The organism is Variovorax sp. GW458-11-26-14-LB1 (genome assembly GCF_059423965.1).
The window spans coordinates 1-25,345 of record NZ_JBWKYW010000014.1; the positions used below are offsets into that span (position 1 = coordinate 1).

17 protein-coding genes are annotated in these 25,345 nt (G+C 65.1%); all 17 read left to right on the forward strand.

The window, feature by feature from the left end; translation table 11 throughout:
• Positions 1-257: 257 nt before the first annotated feature.
• The 17 genes from tssB to AC07YS_RS11780 all read left to right on the forward strand — a co-directional run bounded on the left by tssB (position 258) and on the right by AC07YS_RS11780 (position 25,327).
• Complete coding sequence (tssB, locus tag AC07YS_RS11700) at positions 258-773, forward strand: type VI secretion system contractile sheath small subunit (protein WP_070062960.1); 516 nt, start codon at positions 258-260, stop codon at positions 771-773.
• A gap of 2 nt (positions 774-775) precedes the next feature.
• Positions 776-2,266, forward strand: a complete 1,491-nt coding sequence (gene tssC, locus AC07YS_RS11705) for a type VI secretion system contractile sheath large subunit (protein ID WP_095747207.1) — start codon at positions 776-778, stop codon at positions 2,264-2,266.
• A gap of 84 nt (positions 2,267-2,350) precedes the next feature.
• The gene (locus AC07YS_RS11710) at positions 2,351-2,863 is read left to right on the forward strand and encodes an Hcp family type VI secretion system effector (protein WP_062474768.1); all 513 of its coding nucleotides are present in this window, start codon (positions 2,351-2,353) and stop codon (positions 2,861-2,863) included.
• Between the two features lie 109 nt (positions 2,864-2,972).
• Positions 2,973-3,464, forward strand: a complete 492-nt coding sequence (gene tssE / locus AC07YS_RS11715; RefSeq protein WP_062474770.1) for a type VI secretion system baseplate subunit TssE — start codon at positions 2,973-2,975, stop codon at positions 3,462-3,464.
• 26 nt (positions 3,465-3,490) lie between these two features.
• Positions 3,491-5,341 (forward strand): type VI secretion system baseplate subunit TssF, encoded by a 1,851-nt coding sequence (gene tssF, locus AC07YS_RS11720; protein ID WP_070062961.1) that lies wholly within the window; start codon positions 3,491-3,493, stop codon positions 5,339-5,341.
• The gene (tssG, locus tag AC07YS_RS11725; RefSeq protein ID WP_495267995.1) at positions 5,305-6,426 is read left to right on the forward strand and encodes a type VI secretion system baseplate subunit TssG; all 1,122 of its coding nucleotides are present in this window, start codon (positions 5,305-5,307) and stop codon (positions 6,424-6,426) included. Before tssF ends, tssG begins: the two co-directional genes overlap by 37 nt.
• 40 nt (positions 6,427-6,466) lie before the next feature.
• The gene (gene tssH, locus AC07YS_RS11730) at positions 6,467-9,190 is read left to right on the forward strand and encodes a type VI secretion system ATPase TssH (protein ID WP_495267994.1); all 2,724 of its coding nucleotides are present in this window, start codon (positions 6,467-6,469) and stop codon (positions 9,188-9,190) included.
• Positions 9,191-9,228: 38 nt separating this feature from the next.
• Positions 9,229-12,060 (forward strand): type VI secretion system Vgr family protein, encoded by a 2,832-nt coding sequence (locus AC07YS_RS11735; RefSeq protein ID WP_495267993.1) that lies wholly within the window; start codon positions 9,229-9,231, stop codon positions 12,058-12,060.
• Between the two features lie 11 nt (positions 12,061-12,071).
• Positions 12,072-13,016 (forward strand): DUF4123 domain-containing protein, encoded by a 945-nt coding sequence (locus AC07YS_RS11740; RefSeq protein ID WP_495267992.1) that lies wholly within the window; start codon positions 12,072-12,074, stop codon positions 13,014-13,016.
• Positions 13,009-16,329, forward strand: a complete 3,321-nt coding sequence (locus AC07YS_RS11745) for a T6SS effector BTH_I2691 family protein (protein WP_495267991.1) — start codon at positions 13,009-13,011, stop codon at positions 16,327-16,329. The genes AC07YS_RS11740 and AC07YS_RS11745 overlap by 8 nt, the downstream gene beginning before the upstream one ends.
• A 6-nt stretch (positions 16,330-16,335) precedes the next feature.
• The gene (locus AC07YS_RS11750) at positions 16,336-17,253 is read left to right on the forward strand and encodes a DUF6708 domain-containing protein (RefSeq protein ID WP_495267990.1); all 918 of its coding nucleotides are present in this window, start codon (positions 16,336-16,338) and stop codon (positions 17,251-17,253) included.
• Positions 17,254-17,283: 30 nt separating this feature from the next.
• Positions 17,284-17,880, forward strand: coding sequence for a hypothetical protein (locus AC07YS_RS11755; protein WP_495267989.1), 597 nt, complete (start codon positions 17,284-17,286; stop codon positions 17,878-17,880).
• Between the two features lie 153 nt (positions 17,881-18,033).
• Positions 18,034-20,907 (forward strand): type VI secretion system Vgr family protein, encoded by a 2,874-nt coding sequence (locus tag AC07YS_RS11760; protein WP_495267988.1) that lies wholly within the window; start codon positions 18,034-18,036, stop codon positions 20,905-20,907.
• Positions 20,904-22,478, forward strand: a complete 1,575-nt coding sequence (locus AC07YS_RS11765) for a hypothetical protein (RefSeq protein ID WP_495267987.1) — start codon at positions 20,904-20,906, stop codon at positions 22,476-22,478. The genes AC07YS_RS11760 and AC07YS_RS11765 overlap by 4 nt, the downstream gene beginning before the upstream one ends.
• Positions 22,479-22,488: 10 nt before the next feature.
• Positions 22,489-23,493 (forward strand): PoNe immunity protein domain-containing protein, encoded by a 1,005-nt coding sequence (locus AC07YS_RS11770; RefSeq protein WP_159274851.1) that lies wholly within the window; start codon positions 22,489-22,491, stop codon positions 23,491-23,493.
• A gap of 201 nt (positions 23,494-23,694) precedes the next feature.
• Complete coding sequence (locus AC07YS_RS11775; protein ID WP_495267986.1) at positions 23,695-24,567, forward strand: PoNe immunity protein domain-containing protein; 873 nt, start codon at positions 23,695-23,697, stop codon at positions 24,565-24,567.
• A gap of 16 nt (positions 24,568-24,583) precedes the next feature.
• Positions 24,584-25,327: a hypothetical protein gene (locus tag AC07YS_RS11780; RefSeq protein WP_495267985.1), complete on the forward strand. Its 744-nt coding sequence runs from the start codon at positions 24,584-24,586 to the stop codon at positions 25,325-25,327.
• Positions 25,328-25,345 lie beyond the last annotated feature (18 nt).

Below are 25,345 nucleotides of genomic sequence, written 5' to 3' on the forward strand. Positions count from 1 at the left end.
CGCCCTCGTCGTCATCGGCTGCCGCGCCGACCCCGGTCGCCGCCGCACGGCCCGCCCCGGTCGCCGCGCCGCGCCCGGCACCTGCCGCGCCTGCCCCGCGCGCGGGTGGCGGCAATCCATTTGACGCGCTCAAGTAATTGTCCGGTTTTTGAATTGGTTTTTAAACCAATGTATTAACGAATGGGCGTGCGATCTGGAAATGGGTCGTACAACTTTTTAATTCGTTTCTCAGTCCTATTGCGAAGGTATTGAAGCTTATGGCGACCAAAAGACAGAGCGTGCAGAAGCGTCTCCAAAAAGTGCGCCCGCCGCGCGTGCAACTCACGTACGACGTGGAACTCGGTGACGCCATCGAGAAAAAGGAATTGCCTTTCGTCGTCGGCGTGATCGCCGACCTGGCGGGCCAGTCCGAGGTCGAGCAGCCCAAGCTCAAGGACCGCAAGTTCGTCAACATCGACCGCGACAACATGGACGACGTCATGAAGGGCGTGGCCCCGCGTGCCGCCTTCCAGGTGCCGAACAAGCTGGACGGGCGAGGCGGCAGCTTCGGTGTCGACCTCACCTTCAACTCGATGGACGCCTTCTCGCCCGAAGCCGTCGTCGAGCAGATCGAGCCGCTCAAGCGCCTGCTCGACGCGCGCACCAAGCTGGCCGACCTGCGCAACAAGATGGCCGGCAACAGCAAGCTCGAAGACCTGCTGGCCGACGTGCTGAACAACACCGAGCAACTCCAGCGCCTGGGACAGAGCGCCGGCAAGAAGGACGAAAGCTGAACATGACCGCGCAAGCACTTTCGGCATCGAGCGGTGCCGCTTCGTCCGAGGCCACGGTCGACCTGCTCGACCAGATCGTCGAGAAGAGCAAGGTCGCCAAGTCCGACGTGGAACACACGCGCACCAAGGACCTCATCGGCGAACTCGTCAGCCAGGTCCTCGAAGGCTCGGTGATCGTCTCCGACAACGTGTCGGCCATGATCGACGCGCGCGTGGCCGACCTCGACGCGCTCATCTCCGCCCAGCTCAGCGCCGTGATGCACGCGCCCGAGTTCCAGAAGCTGGAGAGCACCTGGCGCGGCCTGGAGTACCTGGTCAAGGAAACGCCGACCGGCACCATGCTCAAGATCAAGGTCATCAACGCCACCAAGCGCGACCTGATCCGCGACTTCAAGGCCGCCGTCGAGTTCGACCAGAGTGCGATGTTCAAGAAGGTCTACGAAGAAGAGTTCGGCACCTTCGGCGGTGCGCCGTTCGGCGCGCTGGTGGGCGACTTCGACGTCACGCGCCAGCCCGAAGACATGTACTTCCTGGACCAGATGGCGCACGTGGCGGCCGCCGCCCACGCGCCCTTCATCGGCGCGGCCTCGCCCGAGCTGCTGGGCCTGGAAAGCTTTGCCGACCTGGGCAAGCCGCGCGACATGGCCAAGGTGTTCGACACCGTCGAATACGCCAAGTGGAAGTCGTTCCGCGATTCGGAAGACTCGCGCTACGTCGGCCTCACGCTGCCGCGCTTCCTCGGGCGCCTGCCCTACCACCCGCGCGAAGGCACGGTGGTCGACAGCTTCAACTTCGTCGAAGACGTCGACGGCACCGACCACGCCAAGTACCTCTGGTGCAACGCCGCCTGGGCCTTCGCCACGCGCCTGACGGCCGCGTTCGACGACTTCGGCTGGTGCGCGGCCATCCGCGGTGTCGAAGGTGGTGGCCTGGTCGAAGACCTGCCCACGCACACCTTCAAGACCGACGAAGGCGAGATCGCCCTGAAGTGCCCGACCGAGATTGCCATCACCGACCGGCGCGAAAAGGAGCTCAGCGACCTGGGCTTCATTCCGCTCGTGCACTGCAAGAACTCCGACTACGCGGCGTTCTTCGGCGCGCAGTCGTTGCAGAAGGCCAAGAAGTACAACACCGACAGCGCCAACGCCAACGCGGTGCTCTCGGCGCAGCTGCAGTACATCTTCTCGGTGTCGCGCATCGCGCACTACCTCAAGGCCATGATGCGCGACAAGATCGGCAGCTTTGCCTCGGCGCACAACGTCGAACAGTTCCTGAACCGCTGGATCGCGCAGTACGTGCTGCTCGACGACAACGCGACGCAGGAACAGAAGGCCCAGTTCCCGCTGCGCGAAGCCGCCATCCAGGTCGGCGAAGTGCCCGGGCGGCCCGGCGTGTACCGCGCGGTCGCGTTCCTGCGCCCGCACTTCCAGCTGGATGAACTGTCTATTTCACTGCGCTTGGTCGCCGATCTGCCGAAGTCAGTGAATAAGTAAGGAGGCAGATCGGGTGCGCGGCCGAGGGGCCGTGCTGCAACACGTTAACTGTCAGTAATCAATCAATCAAGAAGGGGAAGAAACATGAAAGATATCTACGTCAAGTTCGGCAGCCCGGCCATCAACGGCGAGTCGCAGGACAAGGACCACAAGGACTGGATCGAAGTCAGCTCGTGGCAGCACAGCATCGTGCAACCGCGCTCGGCCACCGCGTCGACCGCCGGCGGCCACACCGCCGAGCGCTGCGAGCACGGCGAGATGATCTTCACGAAGGACATGGACGTCGTCAGCCCGCTGCTGTACCAGCACGCGTCGGGCGGCACCACCTTCGACGAAGTCACGGTGCAGTTCTACCGTGCCGACGGCGAAGGCAAGCGCGTGCAGTACATGGAGATCAAGCTCAAGTACGTGCTGATCGCCAGCGTGAACCCGAAGGTCGTGAGCACCGACGTGGCCAGCGTGCCGAGCGAGACCTTCTCGCTGAAGTACGCCGCCGTGCAGTGGAAGTACACGCAGCAGAAGATCGGCGGCAACCAGGGCGGCAACTCGCAAGGCGCCTGGAGCCTCACGAAGAACGACAAGACCTACTCGGTCTGACGCCAGTCGGGCAATGACGACCGCGGCGCAGGCCGCGGTTTCTTTTTGGCGCCGCGCCCCTCGTGCGGCGCCGTGCCCGTTGTCCGACGCGAGAGACAGGGAGTGACCCATGACAGGATTCGAACCGGGCCTGCTCGACAAGCTCTTCGATGACGACTGGCGCGGGCCGGCTTCGCCGGTGCTGCGGCATTTGTCGCTTGACGAGGTCAAGAACGTGGTCGCACGCGACCTCGAATCCCTGCTCAACACGCGCATGGTCTTCGACGACGCCAAGCTCCAGGCCTACCCCGAGTGCCGGCGTTCTGTCATGACCTACGGCCTGAGCGATTTCTCGGGCCTGAGCCTGGCCAGCCACTACGACCGTTCGTTCATCTGCCGCTCGCTGGAGCAGGCCATCGCGCGCCACGAGTCGCGCCTGCGCGATGTCTCGGTGTCGCTCGAGGTCGACGGCCAGGCCAGCACCCACATGCTCTATTTCGGAATCACCGCCCTGCTCGTGCTGCCGGAGCTGGCCGAGCCGGTGAACTTCGACGCCATGCTGCAGCCCACGACGCTGCAGTACTCCATCACCCGCGGCACCGGCAAGAGCCGGTACGCCTAGCGCCACGCCGGACCCCGACGCCCACCATGGACGAGTTGCTGCCCTTCTACGAACGCGAGCTGGCCTTCCTGCGCGGCTACTCGCAGGAGTTCGCCAAGGGCTACCCGAAGATCGCCGCGCGCCTGGCCATCTCGGCCGACGCCAGCGAAGACCCGCACGTCGAACGCATGATCCAGTCGTTCGCGTTGCTCACGGCCCGCATCAGCAAGAAGCTCGACGACGACTACCCCGAGCTCACCGAAGCGCTGCTCGAGGTGATGTACCCGCACTACCTGCGGCCCTTTCCGTCGTGCTCCATCGCGCAGTTCGACGCCGGCGGCGCGGCGCTCGCCAAGCTCAGCAAGCCCGTCACCATCGCGCGCGGCACCGAGCTCACCTCGCAGCCGGTGCGCGGCGGCGCCTGCCGCTTTCGCAGCGTGTACGACGTCACGCTGGCGGCGGTGCAGGTGTCGAACGTGGTCTACCACTCGGTGGTGAATGCGCCTGCGCAGGCCTCGCTGCCGCGCAACGCCACGGGCTGCCTGTCGGTCACGCTCGAGGCCACCGGCGAGCAGAAGTCGCTCGGCACCCTGGCGCTCACGTTGGCGCGCCTGCGCACCTTCATCGACGCTGAGCCCTCGCTGGCCACGGCGCTGGCCGACGCCATCTTTTTGAAGACGGCCGCCGTCTTCGTGGAACCCGAGCGCAGCGGCAAGTGGACGCTGGTGCAGGGCGAGGCGCTGCACCCGGTCGGCTTCGAGGAGGCCGATGCGCTCATCGAGCTGCCGGCGCGCTCGCACCCGGCCTATCGCCTGCTCAGCGAGTACTTCGCGTTCCCCGAGAAGTTCAACTTCGTCGACATCGACCTGGCGAACGCGCTGCGCCACATCGGCTCGTGCCGCTCGATCACGCTGCACCTGGTGATGACCGGCGTGCGCGCCGATTCACCCACGGCGCGGCTGCTCGAGGGCGTGTCCAGCCGCAACCTGCGCCTGGGCTGCACGCCCGTCATCAACCTCTTCAAGCAGCGCAGCGACCCCATTCGCGTCACGCATGCCGCGGCCGCCTACCCGGTGGTGGCCGATGCGCGCCGTGCCTTCGGCTTCGAGGTCTACAGCATCGACTCGGTCAAGCTCGTGAAGCAGACCGCCGAGGGCGACGCGTACATCGAGTTCCGGCCCTTCTACTCGCTGCACCACGGCGAGCACCCGAAGGAGGCCGAGCACTACTGGTTCGCGCGGCGCAACGAGCTCGTGGCGCAGCGCAGCCCGGGCTACGAGACCGAGCTCTCGATCGTGGACATCGACTTCCAGCCCTCGCTGCCGCAGACCGAAACGCTGAGCATCGACCTCACCTGCACCAACCGCGACCTGCCGCACTCGCTGGCCTTCGGCCTGCCCGGCGGCGACCTGTTCATCGAGGGCAACTCGGTGGCGCGCTCGATCCGCATGCTGCGCCGCCCGACGCAGACGCTGCGCATGCCGCGCGGCAAGGGCGTGCAGTGGCGGCTGGTGTCGCACCTGTCGCTCAACCACCTGTCGCTGGCCACCAGCGGGCTGCCGGCGTTGAAGGAAATGCTGCGGCTGTACGACCTGGGCCGCTCGGCCGTGTCGGCGCGGCAGATCGAGGCCATCACTGCGATCGAGCAGCAGGCCACCACCCAGTGGTTGCCGGGCAAGCCCTTCGCGACCTTCGTGCGCGGCATCGAGCTCAAGCTCACGGTCGACGAGACCGGCTTCGTGGGCAGCAGCCTGCAGGCCTTTGCCCGCGTGATGGACCATTTCTTCGGTCTCTATGTGCACCTGAACAGCTTCACCCAGCTGGTGATCGTTTCGGCGCGCGACAAGGAGGAGCTGGTGCGATGCAAGCCCCGCAGCGGCGAATCGATCCTCCTGTAGCCGAAAGGCTGCTGCGCGAACCCTACCGCTTCGAGTTTTTCCAGGCGGTGCGGCTGATCGAGCTCATGCTGCTCAAGCGGCAGGAGCGCGACGTGCACCAGCGCCTGGTGCCCGGCGAGCGCATGGTGCCGCGCTGGGTGCGCTTTCGCAGCTCCACGAGCCTGAACTTCCCGCCCAGCGAGATCGAGGCGCTGGCGGTGCGCGACGCCGTGGGCGAGCTGATGTCGGGCGCGCAGCTGTGCGAGCCGCCGCTGCCGCATGAGGACGAGCACGGCCTGAGCCGCATCGAACTCACGCCCGCGTCTTTCGGCATGCTGGGCGTGTCGGGTGCGTTGCCCATCGTCTACACCGAGATGCTGATGCGCCGCGAGCAGCATCTGCGCGACAGCTCGGCGCGCGCCTTTCTCGACGTGTTCAGCAACCGCGCCGCCGCGCTCTTCTATGCGGCCTGGCGCAAGTACCGCCTGCCGCTGCACTACGAGCACGAGCGCAGCCGCGCCTACCTGCCGGTGCTGCTGTCGATGGCCGGGCTGGAGCACACGGCCCAGCGCGATCCGCTGACTGACGGCACGGGCACCGTGTTCGACGAGACCGTGGCCGGCTACGCCGCCGCGGTGCGCCACCGGCCGATGTCGGCGGCGTACCTGCAGCGCGTGCTGTCCGACTACTTCCGCAGCCACATCCGCATCGAGCAGTTCCTGGGCAAGTGGTACGACATGCCCGTGCAGCAGCGCTCCAGGCTGGGCGAGGGCAACGTGAGCCTGGGCCAGAACGCGATGGCGGGTGAACGCATCTGGCAGCGCGACCTGCGCATCCGCCTGTGGATCGGCCCGCTCAAGCGCGGCGCGCTGCGCGAGTTCTTTCCGGGCCGCGCGCATGCGAAGGCGCTCGAAAAGATGCTGGCGCTGCTGGCCGGCGTGACCTGCGAATACGAAGTGCGCCTGATCCTGGCGCGCGAAGAAGTGGCCGCAGTGCAGCTCAGCGACAGCGGCGGCAGCCACCTCGGATGGGACAGCTTCATCACCACCCGCGAGGCCGAGGGCGACCGCAGCGACACGCAGTACGAGCTTCAGCCCCTGCAGTGACCTTTCAACGAACACGACCGACAGAAGAACACCACCGCTCATGAGCACCTCGCTGAAGACACTGATCACCAAGCTCAACGCCAGCGCCCGCATGGCCACGCAGCGCGCCGCCAACCTGTGCCTGGCCCACGGCCACTACGAGGTCGACCTGGAGCACCTGTTCCTGGCGCTGCTGGAGCAGACCGACAACGACCTCGCACGCGTGCTGCACGCCAACCGCATCAGCGCCACCGCGATCCAGTCGGACCTGGAGCGCGAGATCCAGACCTTCAAGAACGGCAACACGCGCACGCCCGTGTTCTCGCAGCACCTGCAGCAGCTGTTCCAGCAGGCATGGCTGCTGGCCTCGCTCGACGCGCACGCGGCGCAGATCCGCTCGGGCCACCTGCTGCTCGCGCTGCTGACCCAGCCCGACCTCGCGCAGCTCGCGCAGCGCGGCTCGCCGCTCTTCGCCAAGATCCGCCTCGAAGACCTGAAGCACGACTTCGACAAGCTCACCGACGGCTCGAGCGAAGCGGCCGAGGCCGGCGCTTCGGGCGCGGCCGCCGAGGGCGACGCGCAGCAACCGGCGGCCGACCCGCTGGCCGCGGGCGTTCCGGGCAAGACGCCCGCGCTCGACCAGTTCACCACCAACCTCACGCAGCGCGCGAAAGACGGCGCGCTCGACCCCGTCATCGGCCGCGACACCGAGATCCGCCAGGTCATCGACATCCTGATGCGCCGGCGCCAGAACAACCCCATCCTCACGGGCGAGGCCGGCGTCGGCAAGACGGCCGTGGTCGAAGGGCTGGCACTGCGCATCGCGGCGCAGGACGTGCCCGAGTCGCTGCGCGCCGTGGCGCTGCACACGCTGGACATGGGCCTCTTGCAGGCAGGTGCCAGCGTGAAGGGCGAGTTCGAGAACCGCCTGAAGAACGTGATCGCCGAAGTGAAGAAGAGCCCGCACCCGATCGTGCTGTTCATCGACGAAGCCCACACCATGATCGGCGCGGGCGGCCAGGCCGGGCAGAGCGATGCGGCCAACCTGCTCAAGCCGGCGCTCGCGCGCGGCGAGCTGCGCACCATCGCCGCCACCACCTGGGGCGAGTACAAGAAGTACTTCGAGAAGGACGCGGCGCTCGCGCGGCGCTTCCAGGTCGTGAAGGTCGAGGAGCCCAGCGAGACGCTGGCCGCCGCCATGCTGCGCGGCATGGTGCCGCTGATGGAGAAGCACTTCAACATCCGCGTGCTCGACGAAGCCATCACCGAGGCTGTGCGCCTGTCGCACCGCTACATCAGCGGACGGCAACTGCCAGACAAGGCGGTGAGCGTGCTCGACACGGCCTGCGCGAAAGTCGCGCTGGGCCAGAGCGCAACGCCGGCGTTGATCGAGGAAGCGAACCGCGGCCTCGAACGCATCGAGGCCGAGAGCGCCGCGCTGGTGCGCGACACCGCGGCCGGCGGACGCCATGAAGCGCGCCTGGCCGAACTGGCGGAAAAGAAGAGCGCACTGCAGGCCGAGCTGGCCGCGAGCCAGCAGCGCCTGGCCGAAGAGAACGCGCTGGTCGAACGCATCCGTGCGCTGCGTGCGCAACGCGACGAATCGGCTGCGCAGCCCGAAGCCGCACCCGCTGTGGCGGAGAAGGCCCCGGTCCGCGCCGCCAGCCGCAAGAAAACTGCGGCCACCGCCGACCCTGCGCGCGACGAACTCGATGCCCTGCTCGCCGAACTGCGCGCACTGCAAGGCACCACGCCGATGGTGCCGCTGCAGGTCGACGGTCACGTCGTCGCCGAGATCGTCTCGGCCTGGACCGGCGTGCCACTGGGCCGCATGGTCAAGGACGAGATCAAGACCGTGCGCAGCCTCGACACGTTGCTCGCCGAGCGCGTGATCGGCCAGGACCACGCGCTCGCCGCCGTGGCCCAGCGCGTGCGCACCGCGAGCGCGCGCCTGGAAGACCCCAACAAGCCGCGCGGCGTGTTCATGTTCGTCGGCCCCTCGGGCGTGGGCAAGACCGAGACCGCGCTCGCGCTGGCCGACATCCTGTACGGCGGCGAGAAGAAGCTCATCACCATCAACATGAGCGAGTACCAGGAGGCGCACAGCGTCTCGGGACTGAAGGGTTCGCCGCCCGGTTACGTGGGCTATGGCGAAGGCGGCGTGCTCACCGAGGCCGTGCGCCGCCAGCCTTACAGCGTGGTGCTGCTCGACGAGGTCGAGAAGGCCCACCCCGACGTGCTCGAGATGTTCTTCCAGGTGTTCGACAAGGGCATGATGGACGACGCCGAAGGCCGCGAGATCGACTTCCGCAACACGCTGATCATCCTGACCTCGAACATCGGTTCGTCGCAGATCATGCAGGCCTGCCTCAACAAGGCCGACGACGAGCGCCCCGCGCCCGACGCGCTGGCCGAGGCGCTGCGCCCCGTGCTCATGAAGGCCTTCAAGCCGGCCTTCCTGGGCCGCATGAAGGTGGCGCCGTTCTATCCGATCACCGATGCGGTGCTCGAGCAGATCATCGCGCTCAAGCTGGGCCGCATCCGCGACCGCATCGCGACCAACCACAAGGCCGTGTTCGAGTGGGACGACGCGCTGGTCGAGGCTGTGCTGGCGCGCTGCACCGAGGTCGACTCGGGCGCGCGCAACGTCGACCACATCCTCAACGGCACCTTGCTGCCCGAGATTGCCGAGGCCGTGCTCACGCGCATGGCCGACGAGACGCCGCTGGCCAAGATCAAGGCCAGTTGCGGCAAGGGCGGCGAGTTCCGCTACCGGATCACCTAGGCGCCGCCGCCGCGCGTGCCCACGGGAGAACAAAAACAATGACGACGACCTTCACATCGGCCTCGCTCGGCGGCCTCATGCGCGCGGGCACCACGCAGCGCGATCGCCTGCTGGTGCTGCACACGCCGCTGGGCGAGAACAAGCTGTTGGCCGAGCGCCTGGACGGCGTGGAGTGCATCGACGGCGGCGGCTTTCGCTTCGAGCTCACCGCGCTGAGCGACGACGCGCACATCGAGCTCAAGGCCCTCATCGGCCAGGGCGTGCGGCTCGATCTGCAGACCGCGCAAAGCCGCACCGAGCTGCGCCCCTTCCATGGCCATGTGAGCGAGGCCGAGTGCGTGTCGAGCAACGGCGGCATGGCGCGCTACCGGCTCGTCATCGAGCCCTGGATGGCCTTCCTGCGCTACCGCCAGGACAGCTGCCTGTTCCAGCACCAGAACGTGTTCGACATCGTCGATGCCGTGTTCGGTCGCTACCAGAGCCAGGGCCAGCTCGCGCCGCAGTGGCGCTGGGAGATCGCCCAGCGTGACATCTACCCCGTGCGCGGCATCACCACCCAGTACCAGGAAAGCGACTTCGACTTCGTCGCGCGGCTGCTCGCTGAAGAGGGCCTTTGCTACTGGTTCGAACACGCCACGGGCAAGGACGGAGCACTGGGCAGCCACACCCTCGTCATCGCCGACCACAACGGCGCCTTCCGCGCCAATGCCCAGCCCACCATTCGTTTCCACCGCGCCGATGCCAGCGAGCGCGAAGACACCATCCAGCAGTGGCGCGGCCATCGCCAGCTGCAGACCAACAGCCTCGCGCAGCAGAGCTGGGACTACAAGAGCGTGAATGCACGCCCCGTGCAACAGCAAAGCCGCGCCGCGGGCCAGCGCACCCTGCACTGGAGCGACGACCCCGGCGCCTACGGCTGGGAGACCTCCGCGCAGGGCGAGCGCCTGCTCGCCAACGCCCTGCAGGCGCTGGAGCTGCGCAACAAGCGCTTCGAAGGCTGCAGCGCCGTGCGCACCCTGGCGCCCGCCACCACCTTCACCCTGAGTGGCCATGAACAGCACGACAAGGACAGCGAACAGGACCGCCGCTTCGCCGTGCTGGCCGTGCGCCACATCGCGCGCAACAACTTCGACGAAGACCTGAAGACCGGCATCGGCGAGCGGCTGGGCCTGCCCGACATCGCGACCGTGTTCGACAGCGGCAACGGCGATACGACCGCAGACGCCGTCACCCACTACCGCAACGAATTCACCACCGTGCGCGCGGCCATCCCCTACCGGCCGCTGAGCCTGGACGGCCACGGCCAGCGCATCCACCCCAAGCCCAGCGTGCACGGCAGCCAGAGCGCCATCGTCATCGGCGTGGGCGGCGCCGATGCGCCTGTGCACACCGACCGCGACCACCGCATCAAGGTGCAGTTCCACTGGCAGCGCGGCAGTGCGTCGAGCGCGCGCCAGTCGCGCACCGACGGCCAGGACAACGCGCCCGCCGCCGACCGCCTCGGCGCCTGGGTGCGCGTGGCCGCCAGCGCCGCCGGCGACAACTGGGGCCAGATGAGCCTGCCGCGCGTGGGCCAGGAAGTGCTCGTCGAGTTCCACCACGGCGACATCGACCGCCCCGTGGTCGTCGCCGCGCTGTACAACGGCGCCGGCCAGGTCGACGCCCAGCACAACCAGAAACCGGCGGGCGCCGCCCAGTCCACCGGCAACGCGCCCGCGTGGTTCGCCGGCGAAGGCAAGGGCGCCAAGGAGCACGCGCACAACGCCGTCTTCAGCGGCATCAAGACCCAGGAGCTGAGCGCCAGCCAGAGCGGCGACGGGGGCTACAACCAGCTCGTCTTCGACGACACCCCCGGCCAGGGCAGCACCAGCCTGGCCACCACCCAGGCCAGCAGCCGCCTGCACCTGGGCCACCACAAGCAGCAGGACGACAACGCGCGCGGCAAGGGCCGCGGCCACGGCGCCGAACTGGCGACCACCGCGCATGGCGCCATCCGCGCCGGCGCGGGCCTGCTCGTGAGCGCGTATGCGCAGCCGAACGCCAAGGGCGCGTTCATGGCGAGTCGCGAAGCGCAGCAGCAGACGAAACAGGCGGAAGAACTCGCCACCTCACTCGCCCAGAGTGCGCAGACGCAGGAGGCGCAGATCAAGGGCGAAGGTGCTCCGGGCGAGCTGCCGGCGATCGCCGCGCTGAAGCATGTGGCCGAGGTGTTGGAGGCGAAGCAGGAAGGTGGCGCTGCGGCATCGGGCAGCAACGGTGGTTCAGGCGGCGGCGAGATCAAGGCCACCGAAGGCGGCCACGGCAGCGTCACCGCGTACAGCGAGCCTCATCTGCAGTTCAGCGCGCCGATGGGCATCGGCTTCGTCACGCCGAAGGAAGTGATCGCCGTGAGCGGGCAGCACACCGCGATCGTCGCGAGCCAGGATGTCGACCTGCCCGCGCAAGGGCAGATCGCCCTGAGCGTGGCCAAGGGGGTGAGCCTGTACACGGTGGGCGCGAAGGCCGGGGAAGGCGGCGAGCCGAACCAGGAGCGTGGCATCGCGCTGCATGCGGCCAGCGGCAAGGTGAGCCTTCAGAGCCAGACCGGCGCCACGAAGATCGCGGCGGACAAGAAGGTGACGATCGCCAGCACGGCGAAGGACGTGGCCGTGGAAGCACCCAAGCACGTGCTGCTGACCAGCGCGGGGGCGTACATCAGGCTGGAAGGATCGAGCATCAAGATCCATGCGCCGGGGAAGGTGACGTTCAGGGGGATGCATAACTTCGTGGGGCCGCAAGGGGACAGCAGCAGCAACTCGCTCTCCGGCAGTGACCTGCAACCCTGTCCCAAACAAGACGACGCCGCGGCCAGCGGCGCCGTCGCCTTGTGAGGCAGCCACCCATGTTTGAACGCCTTGCCAGGCAACTGGGTGAATCATTGCAGGAGGACGAGACGCTCTCGGCCTACGTGCTGATCGACCCGATGCTGCGCGAGCCCTTTCCCGCCGAGTGGCTGGAAGCGGAGTCGCGCCAGACATGGCCTGTCCCCGTTCACCATCCGCTGCTCAAGGACAGGCAACTTCCCCGCCTGATCCATCTGCATCCGCATGACACGCGGCTGCTCGAAGCCAGCTTGGCACAGGCAGCAGATGAACAGGCCGATCCAGACTCCGAGCGCACGCAGGGGTTCGCGCTCGGCGGATGGCTGTTGACTGCCGCGCCAGTGGACGCGCTGGTTCGCCACCTTGCACGCGTCATGCAAGGTGGGTTCTGGGGGCAACGCAGTTCGCAGCTCATCCGCTGGGCCGATCGCAGGGTCATGCAGTGGATGTGGCCTGTACTCACGCCGGCACAGCAGGCTAGCCTTCTCGGCCCGGTGCAACGCTGGTACAGCCTCGACAGGTGCACGCAGCTGGTGCTTTTCCAGTCCGATGCCAGTCCAGACCCGGCGTCGGCCCGGTTCAGCACGGCGCAATGGAACCATGCGCTCAAGAGCGAAACGGTGCACGACCTCCTGCGGGGCTGGCAGCGCTTTGCCGGCGTGCTGCCGGCCGACCACCTGCAGCAGGCGTCGCGGGCCGCAGATGCGGTCATTGCCGCAGGCGTGGTCAATCGACAGGACCGGGTCCTGCTGGGCGCCTACGTCCTGCAGATCCACCCCGAGCTGACGACACACCCGACCGTGCGCACGGCCATCGCGCGTGCCATCGGAGGCGATGCATCGCTCGCCGAGGCGCTCGACGACATTCCCGACCCTCAAGGCTGGGACGCCATCCGGGCCGAGCTCGACCCGGCGTTCGCACCGGCCTCCATCCAACAGACTGCACAGGGAGAACACCTTGGCTAGCACCATGGCCCTCAATTCCTACTCGGCGGCGGCGAACAAGGCGGCCGCCAACACGCCCGCCTGCGCGACAGGAGGTTGCCCGGCCTGCGAGAAAGCCGGCCTCCCGGTGCTTCTGGTGCGTCCTGGTGTGGCCGACAAGGCGTATGCCGAGAACGCGGCGCGCAGCGGAACGACCCGGGTGCTGATGGATTCCAAGATCCCGGCGCCGCAATTGCCAACGTCGGGGCATGTCGCCAGAACGCTGCGCCCCGGTTATGTCATTGCCTACTACGAGAAGTCGCACACCCCGACCCTGAAGAGCCAACGCGGCTGGGAAGCCTTCAAGGTGCATGAAGGTGGCTACCTCACCCCGCACCCTCTCGAAGGCTCGGCCTCGGGCAAGGACGAAGAGGCCTTTTCCTGCAGTCGCACCGCCGCGTACGCCAGCGCGATGCTGTTCGTGATCCAGGACGCCAAGAACGCCGGCAAGGTCTGGGTGGCCTACAGCGACCATCTCTGGAGCCCGGAGGTTCGGCATCTGTACGGGAACGACAAGACGCTGCGTCGCAAGCGAATGACCAAGATCGATGCGCCCGACGCATCGTGCAGCCAATCCCTGCCGTTGACCGACAAGCTGGTGCAGACCGCGGTGGCCGACTACGATCCCGGCCGCCCTGCATCGGCGCTTCGCGGCAACCCGTTTGCACCGCTGCCCGGTTCCGGAAAGCCGGGCGTGGCCCACACGCGCCCGGAAACGGCCGGCACCCTGCATACGGAGGCCCAGCGAATCCTGGCCGCCGGCAACCAGGCCAGCAAGAAGAAGCCCTACTCGCCCAACGATGTCATGATCGTCGGCCTGATCGACCCGATCGGTGCGACCGCGGAAACCGCCCAGCGTCGCATCACCCTGTGCAACGATGCCGCCGAATGGGTCATCACGCAGACGTCCGGCTACCAGAAGCTGCAAACGGCGCTGACCATCGAAGGGCTTCTCAAGCGGGCCGACGAGCAGGCGCAGGCGCGCAAGGCGCCATTGACCGATCCGCAGTACGCCGGCCTGAATGGCAAGGAGGTCGGCGAAAAGGAGTTCAAGGACATGAAGGCGGCAGGCAAGCTCCCGCCCGAAGCCACCCTGGAACCCAAGTACACATACAACAACTACCGTGCCAACGGCAGTGGCCGCTACGTTGTGCCTGGGCGCGGCATCATTTCGTTTCCCAGCGCCTCGAAGATCGATGAGCAGGCCACCAGCCTGAAAGAAGACATTCTGGACGGGGTCACGGGGGGCAAGCGCAAACCCGCCCACCGCACCTTCCTGGGCAGCTACCAGACCAAGATCAAGGAAGACCGCCAACGCCTCGAACGTCTGGAGCTGGACTACCAGGTCTGGCTGCAGTCCGAGCAACGCAAGCTGATCACCGGCTTCGACTTCGACGAGGCGACACCCAGTGACGGCATCTTCTACGCCGCCGCGGTGGGCATGTGCACCCATGGCGGGCCGATCACCGACAAGGGCACCGAGTGGTTCAAGGACTTCCTGCTCAAGGACCCCAACGACAAGGAGGCATTGCTGGTGCGGTCGTTGCTGGGCAACCAGAAGTCGGCTTTCGAGAGTTTCCAGGAGGCCTTCAAACCCACCAAGGTCCACAAGGAAATCAAGAACCTCTTCAAGCTGATCGAGGAAATCGAGAAAGCGGTCGCCGCCGGCACGCCCTTGCCGGCCGGCGACAAGGCGTTGCTGCGTGCCGTGCCCGAGATACGCTGGCTCGCCCAGCAATTGCCGCTGCTGAAGAACCTGGCGTCCACCTATGGCCATCTGACCCTGACCGTCGTGGGCGCCACCTCCATGGCGCTGGACAAGCTCCAGCAACTGCCGGCGCCGCTGCGCGACAAGTTGCAGGCACTGACCGAATCGATCACCAACACGCTGGGCAAGGCCGCGGGCGTGACCGTGCACAAATTCAGCATCTCGCTGGACAAGGCGGCCGCCTACTGGCGCCAGCAGATGGGGCTGGTGCGGGGCCTGGCGCAGCGCGCTGCCGATGCGGCAGACAGCAAGCAGGTCAAGAGCCTGGTCCTGGGCGGCGCCATGTGGTTCAACGTCGGCGGCAGGCCGGGCACGGCCAACGCGCTGATCGACGTCTACGTCGCCGTGCGCCAGGGTGCCGCCGCCGCGCCGGGGGCGGTGGATGCGGCCACTGCGGCCGGGGCCAAGGCCGGCTCGGACGCGCGGGCAGCGGCCGGTGCGTCGGCCGACGCCGTGGCCGATTTCGCTCGCCGGGTCGGCAAGACGGGCTCGGACGTCATGCGCGAGAGCATGGCCGTATTCAAGCAGGGCAGTGCGACGTTTTCCGCGGCCGGCGCGCTGCTGCAGGTGCTGTCCATCAGCAAGACCTGGCACACGCTCGAGACGGGTACGCAGGAAGAGCGCACCTACGCCAGCATCACCTTGCTGACGACGGGGCTGGGCGTGACCGGCGCGCTGCTGGAAATCAGCGAGGCGTACGCGAAGCAACTCGGCAAGACGGCGTCGGCGCTGGGATTGAAATTGGTGGCGGGGAGCGCGTCGGCGATATCGCTTCTATTCGACGCTGTGAGTGCCTTCTTGCGGCACAGAAATGAAAAAGAAAAAGGAGATTCCGATGCATCGGCCCTGTACCTTGCCCAAAGCCTGTTCTTTGTCGGTGCAGCCATCGCCGGTGGAATGTACGTGGCCGGAACTGCAGGCTGGATCACGGGAACCGTGGCGGCCGGTTGGGGCTTGTCCTGGACGGGGTGGGGATTGCTGCTTCTCGGGCTGGGCTTGATTGCGGGTTTCATCGCCATGTTGCTGAACGATGCGCCCACTGTCGAATGGGTGAAGCGAAGCATCTGGGGCGAAGCCAGTGACAAGTGGGGAAATCTGCAGAGGGAACAGAATGAACTCAACAAGGTCTTGCTGGGTGTTCGCGTCGATTTCTATGCGGGAATCAAGACGACTTTGCAAGGACGCTCGGTTGGCATGGCCCCGATCCTGGTGAACGTTCCCACGGACACATACGAAGCATGGACGCGCCTGTTCATCCCGGTTCAGTTGCGTGAGCTGGTGAAATACGAACTCGGGTTTGAAGTGACTGGCACGCCGGATCAGCGCAAGCAGTGGAAATTGAACGCGCAGGACAAGATCGTCGAAGGGCCGAAGACCAAGATATTTCCGCTGGAAATCAATGATGAATCGATCACTCGACGGGTGGAAATGAGCCGCGACGCGATGAGCGGCATCAAGGGCAATGTGAGGATCTGGGATGCACCTGAAGGAGGCGAGCTCATTGTCGATGAGTCACTCGCCAAGTGACAGATCATGAGCCGTGAAAACAATCCGGACTACGACATTCGGCTGCCGCAATGGAATGCGCCCGACCCGCAGTTTGAGTTCGTCGAGAAAGTCCAGAAGAAGAGCCTGCTGGGAGGAAAGTCTCCCTGGCGCATCGCCTCGCGTGAAAAGCGCGAGCCCGTGCATGGGAAGGCGAGTTCGTGCGATTCCTTGTTGGGCATTCATCCGAACGCCATCGTTGTGGGCGCACCGGCGGGAACGACCGAAATCACATTCATGATGGGGCTGTACGCAGCCCTCATCGGATTCGCTGCCTGCATGTTCGGATGGGGCGCGTTCGAATCCATCATGGATCTGGATTCAAGCAGGTCGGACTACGTTCTGAACTTGTTGATGTCCATGGTTTCGACGATGGCCGCGCTCTTCTTTCTGGTCGCGGCCATCTTTTTCTTCAGAGTCGGATTCCTTACGCCCCGCGATCTGCCGGTTCTCTTCAATCGCAAGACCAGGGAGGTTTCATTCTTCACCGTCGTTCCGATGAAGTTCTGGAAGGTCTGGCAGCGCGCAGGCGTTGGCGAGGTCAAGACCTGTCGCTGGGACGACGCCTATGCGCGCAGCTACCAACTCACCGAGATCACGGGCGAAGCGGCGCGCTCTTCCTATCTGCTGGCGCTGCTGTGGGGCGACCCCAGGCAACCCAGGCAATGCCAGGAGATCGTGACCATTGGCTACAAGGGCTGGTGGGAGGATGAATTGCTCTGGCGCCTGTACGAGCACATTCGACGCTACATGGAAGAGGGCGGCCCGCCGATCCAGCCGGGCGAGAGCCTGCGGCGCTCGGGAACGGGCAAGTTGCCGCAATTCCCGCCAGAGGTCATCGCCGCCGCTGGCGGGTTGGCCTTGAGCGAAGAAGAGGTGCGTCGTTCGGCAGGCATTCGCGAATGACGGACGCCTGCCATGCGAGACAGCCCTTTCATGTCCCAGATCAGTGGAGGCAATGACCGTCATGACATCCGCCGACCGTATTCCCGCGCCATGCGGCGCCCGCGGCCTGTGAAGAGATTCGCGCTGCTTGCTGCGGGTGCTGTAGCACTCCTTATTGCATCGGCGGTGGCCTATCGCGGCTATAGGGTGAACGTGAGCACCTCCGACATATCCACCGCGGTATTGAGCGACGAGAGCCGGGCCCAGGGAAGGCTGTTGGCAAAGCTTCGTTTCGATGCACCGTCCTTTGGCGATTGCTCGGTCCATGACGCGTGGCTGGAAAAGTCCTCCACGTTCGTGACGCGCAGCTGGTTCGGCATCCGTCTTGGAAATGAAACCATTCCCACAGCCGCCATTCATGTGGTCCTCGACATGCCCAAAGATCCGTTCCTGTCTGCGCAGATCTTGAGCTTCGATGAGACGAACCCGACCGCGTCCAGCCTGGGGCTGACCGGCTCGTTCACCCAGACCGTCACGATCAACGCCAAGCGCTACGGGCTGTTCGGATCGAACACCGTGTTTCCGCCGCCTGCGGTCATGACATTCAGCTGTGGCACAGCAAACGCACATGCAACGTTGGCGAACTAGGATTTTTCTGGTCCACGCGATGGCGATCGGCCAGCCCCTGAACCGACAGGGCGGGAAGATCGCGCGCGGCCATGCATCGAACGAAGACCGGCACGACCGGCACTGACACCAGGGAGGTGGATATCCATGTCATCAGACACATCAAGCAGCTTCATGCCGACGCCATGGAAGCTCGAGGGGCTGAACGTCGCGCGGCTGTCGGAGCAGGCGCGGCTCATCAAGCTGCAGCTGCCCGCGTCGGCGCCGCAGAACGCCGTCGTCGTCGAGCGCTTCACCGGCACCGAAGGCCTCAACGAACTCTTCGACTTCACCATCGACACCCTCGCCACCTCGAGCGAGTTCGACCCGTTCGCGCTGATCGGCGAAGAGCTGAGCCTGCGCCTGCTGCTGGCCAACGGCAGCTTTCGCACCTGGCACGGCTACCTCACGGCCGTCGATGCGCTGGGCGGTGACGGCGGCCTGGCGCGCTACCGGCTGCACCTGCAACCCTGGCTCGCCGCGCTCGGCCTGCGCCGCGACAGCTTCGTGTACGCCGCCAAGCACGTGCAGGACATCGTCAGCGAAGTGTTCGCCGATCACACCACCGCGAGCTTCAGCTTCGAAGTCACGCAGGAGATGCCCGTGCGGCCCACCTGCGTGCAGTACCGTGAGTCGGACCTGGCCTTCGTTCTGCGCCTGCTGGCGGAAGAGGGCCTGAGCTTTCGCTTCGAGCATGAGCAGCAACAGTCGACGGGCAGCGGAAGCGGCAACACCACGCCCTCGCACCATCGCCTGGTGATCTTCGACCGCGCGGCAACCCCGCCCGACTGCGCCCTTTCTCAGATCCGCTTCCACCGCGTCGATGCCACCGAAGCGACCGACGCCATCACCGCCTGGAGCAGCCGGCGCCAGGTCGCCACCAATGCCGTCATGCGCAACGCCTGGGACGCCAGCGTGCTGCAGGCCCCCACCGGCGCGGTGCAGAGCGCGCTGGCCATGGGCGACGTGCCCGTGCTGGAGCACTACGACGGCACCGGCGCGCAGCGCTATGCCGACAGCGCCACCGCCGCCCGCCGCGCCGAACAACAGCTGGTGGCCTTCGAATCGCGCATCAAGCGCTACGGTGCCGCGGGCAGCGTGCGACAGCTCGGTGCCGGCGAGCGCTTCACGCTCACGCAACACGACCGCTACGACGGCCGCAGATTCCTCGCACTGCGCGTGCGCCACGAAGCGGCCAACAACCTCGGCGCACAGGCGGCGCAGGTGCTCGAGGCCGGTGAACTCGAGAAGGGCAGCTACCGCAACAGCTTCGAGGCCCAGCCGGCCGAGGCGCAGGTCGTGCCGCTGTGGCTACCCAAGCCCACGGCTCCCGAGGCGATGGTCGCGCTTGTGGTCGGCGGCGATGACGACGAGGCACCGACCGCCGTCCACACCCAGCGCGACCATCGTGTGCAGGTGCGTTTCCATTGGCAGGCCCAGCGTGCGGACCAGCAGCAGTCGACCAGCAGCGGACAAGGCAGCCTGGTCGCCGCCGGTCGTCACGCCAGCAACCGCCAGTCCGTCTGGCTGCGCGTGGCTGCGCCCGTTGCGGGCCCGAACTGGGGCGCACATCACCTGCCGCGCGTGGGTTCTGAAGTGCTCGTGTCCTTCATCGAAGGCGACATCGACCGACCGGTAGTCGCCCAGCAGCTCTACAACGGACAGGACCTGCCGCCCTGGTCGGCCGGCACCGATTCATCGGCCAACCATGCGGGCGTGCTCTCGGGCTGGCACAGCCGCGCGCTCGACGGCAGCGGCTACAACCAGTGGATCGCCGACGATGCGCCCGGACAGGTGCGCACCCGCCTGGCCAGCTCGCACGCCGCCAGCCAGCTGAACCTGGGTCATCTCAACGCCCAGTCACCCGACGAGAGCAGCCGCGGCGCCTGGCGCGGCAGCGGCGCGGAGCTGCGCTCCGACGCCTGGGTCGCCACGCGCGCCGGCGAGGGTTTGTTGATCTCCACGCTGGCCCAGGAACGCGCGGCAGGCAGCGTGCAGGACACTACCAGCGTGCGTGGCCAGCTCGCCGGCGCGCTGCGCGAGGCGCAGAAGCTGTCCGATGCGGCCGGCGGCGCGAAGGCGCTGGCGCTGAGCGCCACGGCGCTGCTGCAGCTACTGATCGACGACATCGATCCGCAGAAGAACGGGCACTATCCCGGCAGCGTCAACGGACAGGACGCGCGCGAGCCCAAGGGTGGAGAAGGCGCAGGCTCACGCGAAGGGCAAGACCCGGTGCCCGCCTTCGCCAGGCCGCTCATGGTGCTCGATGCGGCCATGAGCCTGAGCATGGCCACGCCCGCCAGCGCGACTGTGTACGCGGGCGAGGCCATCCACTGGACCGCGCAGGCGCAGGCCCATATCGCGGCGGGCAAGACCGTGAGCTTTGCGGCCGCCAAATCTGTGGGCCTTTACAGCCACGAAGGTGGCATCCAGGTCATCGCTCAGGACGGACCCGTGAGCGTGCAGGCGCACACCGACGAACTCGAATGGCTGGCCAAGGAAGGCTTCACGGTCACCAGCAGCAATGACGAGATCCATGTGCTGGCGCAGCAGAAGATCACGCTCAAGGGCGGGCAGACGAGCATCGAGCTGAATGGGGTGAACATCACCTTGAAGATGCCGGGGCTGCTAGATGTGAAGGGGACGAGCAAGAGCTTTGTGGGGCCGGGGCGGGGTTCGGTGGAGTTGCCGCAACTACCGTCCGACGCGATGGACCTCAAGAACTGGATCGCACTCACTTATCACTATGCCGATCTGGACCCCGTCGCAGGCGCCAAGTACACCGCGACCTTTTCCGATGGTTCTGTTCGCAGCGGCAACTTGGACGCACAGGGGCATGCTCGAATGGAGAACGTGCCACCGGGTCCGGTCAAGGTGAAATACGAGGAGGTGAAGACGATCGACCCCTCCGTGCATTCCAAAGACAAGGCACAAGCGGACGTCTCGGCATGGCGCAGCGCGCTCACGGCGGCGTTCGCGGATCAAGTTGAACAGGGAGTCAAAAAATGAGCGGCGACAGAGGTGAATTGGTCAGTCTCGAAGACGCGCATGCGCACACCTACCTGAGCGACGCGTTCGATTGGGTGCGGGACCTGGCGGCCAAGGGCGCGCGCAGCGCTGCGGACACCGTGGACGACTGGACGATCGAACTCGACAAGCTGAACTTCAATGGCTCCGACGCATTGAAAAGCTACCTGCGCGAGCAAGGCAACTGGGTCTCCGACTTGTTCGCTGAAATACTCAGCCTTGTCGAACTGATCAATCCGCTGACCATCGGCAAGCAGATCGCCATCTGGATTCTGGAAGACTTCCGCGACGTGTTGCGCGCCCTGGCGTTGCTGGTCGACTCCAAGGACGACACGGCAGAGGAAACCAAGGGTGCCTTGGTGGAGCTGGGCATGGCCGCTGCCGCCTTGTGCATCCCCTACGTGGGACGGGCTGGCAAGGTGATCTACCGGATGCTGCCGAAGTTCGCCAACATGCGTTTTGCGGTTGCTGCGCTGGAGACCGGCGAAGGTGCCGCGATGCTGCGGTTCCTGGGCACCGGTGACACCCTGGGGTACCTCAAGGGACTGAACTTCCCTTCCTACGCGGGCAAGATCAACTCGCTGCTGCGCCAGATATTCGACAAGATCGGGGCTGCCGTGGGGCGCTACCTGCCCAGGATGTCCAAGGTGATCAGCGAGTGGTACGCCAAGATCAGTGGTTGGGTGATGAGCGCTCTCAAGCAGGTCCAGATCTGGGTGGCTGCTGCCGTTGCCAAGCTCCAGCATGTGGTCTACAACGCCGCAACCAACATCACGAACCCCAAGGTGCTGGACAAGATTCCCGACAAATTGCTCGACTGGATGTACGCGCAGATCAACGGCAACTTGTGCGAGAGCTGCGTGGACAATTACTTCATCAACTTCATGGGCTACTCGCGTCTTTTCCCAGCGCCAAACACATCCAAGCGCGATACCAGCGCGTTCTTCGGCTCGGACCAGGGCATCGATGGCCTCTTCGAAAAAGAGCCCAGTGTGGTGACCGGTGGCACCTTGCTGCCACCGCACTACAACGGTATCCCCAACAGCCTGGGCTGGATACTGGACGAACTCGATGTGGAGATACCTGGTGAGCAGATTGCGAAGGCGGCCGTCAGCCGCAGCATCAAGCCCTTCGGCGATATCGATTCAGACTTCAACCCGGTGACGGGCAAGCCCGCAACGTTTCCGCGCTTTGTGGTGATGGAGGCCAAGTTCGGCTATCACGTCAAGTCGGGCAACAAGCTTCAGGACATTGAATGGAAGAACAAGCTGGGGACGACGACGACGGGACAGAAGCAAATGAGTCGCAACTGGATCAATAGTCGTCTGCAAAGCACCGTTTTCCCTCCCGATCCCGTCACAGGACAACCACCTGCAAAGCTGAAATCCGTAATAGCACAGTATCTTCGGTGGCTCTATGGTTGCCAGCCCGCAAATGCCAAGAACAAGAAGGTAGCGCAATCCCGAGGTGGAAGGCGCATGAAGGGCCTGGCCTTCTTCCCACCTTATGCATTGCGTGGCTACGACATCGACAAGATGAATTGGAAAGTTTAAGAGCGGACAAATGAGCAACTTCTACTCGATCCGACGTGAGAGGTTCTTGAACGAAGAGCCCTACGTAGTTCAGACCAAAGGCAGGACTGCATCGATCCAGGACTACCAACGCTCACTGGTCGAAGAACTCGCGGATGCTGGCGAGTTCGCGTGGCATGGTTGGAACTGGTTCATCGCCTCGAATAAGCTCGAATTGCTGGTTCTGAACTATTCAGCTGGCGAGCCGATTGGCGAGTTGGCGCTTTCTTTTGAGAATGTGCTTGCAGCTCAGGAGCCATCTGCCCTTCCGCACCCTACACAGCGCACGGAACCAGTTTTCCTCGAAGAACTCGATGGCTACCACTACGCCATGACTTTGCTGTCGTTGGCCAAGCTGCTGCGCCACGACGACCTCGTTCCACGCGTGGTCGCACTGTTCGAAGTAGCTCGGACCGAGAACCGCGGGAAAGATGCCTTGTATGAAGCGCTGCTGGAGAAACTGGGCCTACCAACAGTTCATGCAACGGGCATGCTGCGCTTCCTGAAAGCCCATCCGCTGCTGCTAAAGGCCATCGAAGCTGAACCCCGAAAGCGCCCGCTGTTTATCGCCGAGTTCTTAAAAAAGTGGTATCCCTCCATGAAGGGGACTTACTGGCATGGCCTGCACGACAAGGTACCGCAGAGCTTCTTCGGCTACTGGGCCTTCGAGGCCGGGCTGGTGACCTACCTCTGGGACATCGACGACAGCAGCTACCGAGACCTGCCGTTCTATCCCAAAGACCTCGTTGACTATGCGCGCACGCATAGCGCGGTCGCATCGCCTGACACCAGCGCTTCCCTTTCGGCACAAGACGGCCCTCCGATCTCAACACGAGGTGGAGAGCCCTGCCCACTGGCCGGCTGGTGGTTCACGCCAGCCAAGGCGGGCAGCCGACGCTACTTCAAGGCGGACGAGGTCATGCCCGTCATCGAGGGCAGCAGCTACGGCGCAACCTTCTGGCAATGGAGTGCGGATCAAACGGCGCCCAAGCTCTGAGACTCAAGTCAAATGCGCGGTTTGGACTGGTGAGCTATGAGTAGTTCTTACTCGAAGCGTCGCGAACGACTTGTGAATGAAGAGTCATGAGCACAACGATGAAATTTTTCGATACGCAGGATATCGATGAGCTTGTTACCGAACTGAAGGAGTGTGGCGACGACTTCGAAAAGATGAATTGAAAAGTTTGAGAGCGAACAGATGAGCAACTTCTACTCGACCCGACGCGAGAGGTTCTTGGACGAGGAGCCTTATCTACTTCTTGTGAACGCAACCCGAGCAAACGTCGCGGAGCTTGAAGGCTATCTAAGAAATGATCTGGCCTCCGCGGATGAAAATGCTTGGTCCCGCTGGCACAGCTTCTTGGCCGGTTCGAAATTTTCCTTGTTCGTTGGGGACTATTCCGCAGGGAGCCCGGTGCAGGAAATCGCGAGAGCTTTTCCTTCTTTGATTCAAGCTGTCGAGGCCGAAAATCTGCCTCACCCGATCTATCAGACAGAGCCTGTTTTCCTCGAAGAACTCGACGGCTACCACTACGCCATGACCTTGCTGTCGTTGGCCAAGCTGTTGCGCCACGACGGTCTTGTTCCGCGCGTGACCGCCCTGTTCGATGTGGCTCGGGCCAAAAATCGCGGAAAGGATGCTTTGTACGAAACGCTGCTTGGACAGCTCGGCCTACCGACAGTTCCTGCAAAGGGCCGGTTGCGTTTTCTCAAAGCCCATCCGCTGCTGTTGAAAGCCATCGAGGCCGAGCCGAGAAAGCGCCCCTTGTTCGTGACCGAATTCCTCAAGAAGTGGTTCCCCGCCATGAAGGGCACTTACTGGCATGGGCTGCACGACAGAGCACCGCAGAGCTTCTTCGGCTACTGGGCATTCGAGGCCGGGCTGGTGACTTACCTCTGGGACATCGACGACAGCAGCTACCGAGACCTGCCGTTCTATCCCAAGGACCTCGTTGACTATGCGCGCACGCACGGCGCGGTCGCATCGCCTGACATGAACGCGACCCTTGCGGCACAAGACGGCCCTCCCGCCTCCACTCGAAGTGGAGAGGTTTGCCCGAAACAGGGTTGATGGTTCAACCTGTCCCATGTGGCTCTACCTGCATCACACCGCCTCCGACCTCATCGACCTGGACCCCACAACCGGCCGCTGGCGCCCAGTCGACGACGCCGAGAAACCCCCAGGCGCATCGGTCCTCGCCGACCTCCCCGTCAAAGGCGGCTACACGATCGAGAACGACAAGCGCTACTACAGCTACTGGACGTCCGACGAGAAGTTCGTCTTTCGCGCCGACGACGGTGCCGTGTTCAATATCTGCCAGAAGCGCGACGACGGCTCCGTGGTGATGCTCTCGCCCGTCCTGCGCAGCGAGATCGCGCCTTCGCGGTATGGCGATGGGCGTTTGCGGCAGGGCTTCAGCCAGTTCCGGCTGATGAACGCCGCGACAGGCCAGGTCGTCTTCGAGCTGGACTACAACGCCGAGCGCTATCGGCGCCTGTACCAGGCCGACTTCACCGCCGCGGCGGCGGAACAGGATCTGTCCGACTGGGATTTCTTCATCGCCTTGCAAGGCGCCATCGAGATTTTCGAAGAGCGTGCCGCGTCCGGCCGCGTCGCTTTCTCCGTGCAGGACGATGGCTCGGCGCAGGTCCAGGGGCACCGCATGCGCCGCGATGAGCTGCTGTTTGCGGACACGGGCCAAACCTGCCCCCGCTCGGGCGTCTGGGCCTGCCTGACCGATCTGCGGGTGAGCGCGGCGGTCACGCAGGGCGAGCCGATGCCCTCGAACGCTGGGCAGCCGGTGCAATGGGTCTGGAGCCGCACCGACTGAGCAGCGTAGCCCGCGGCT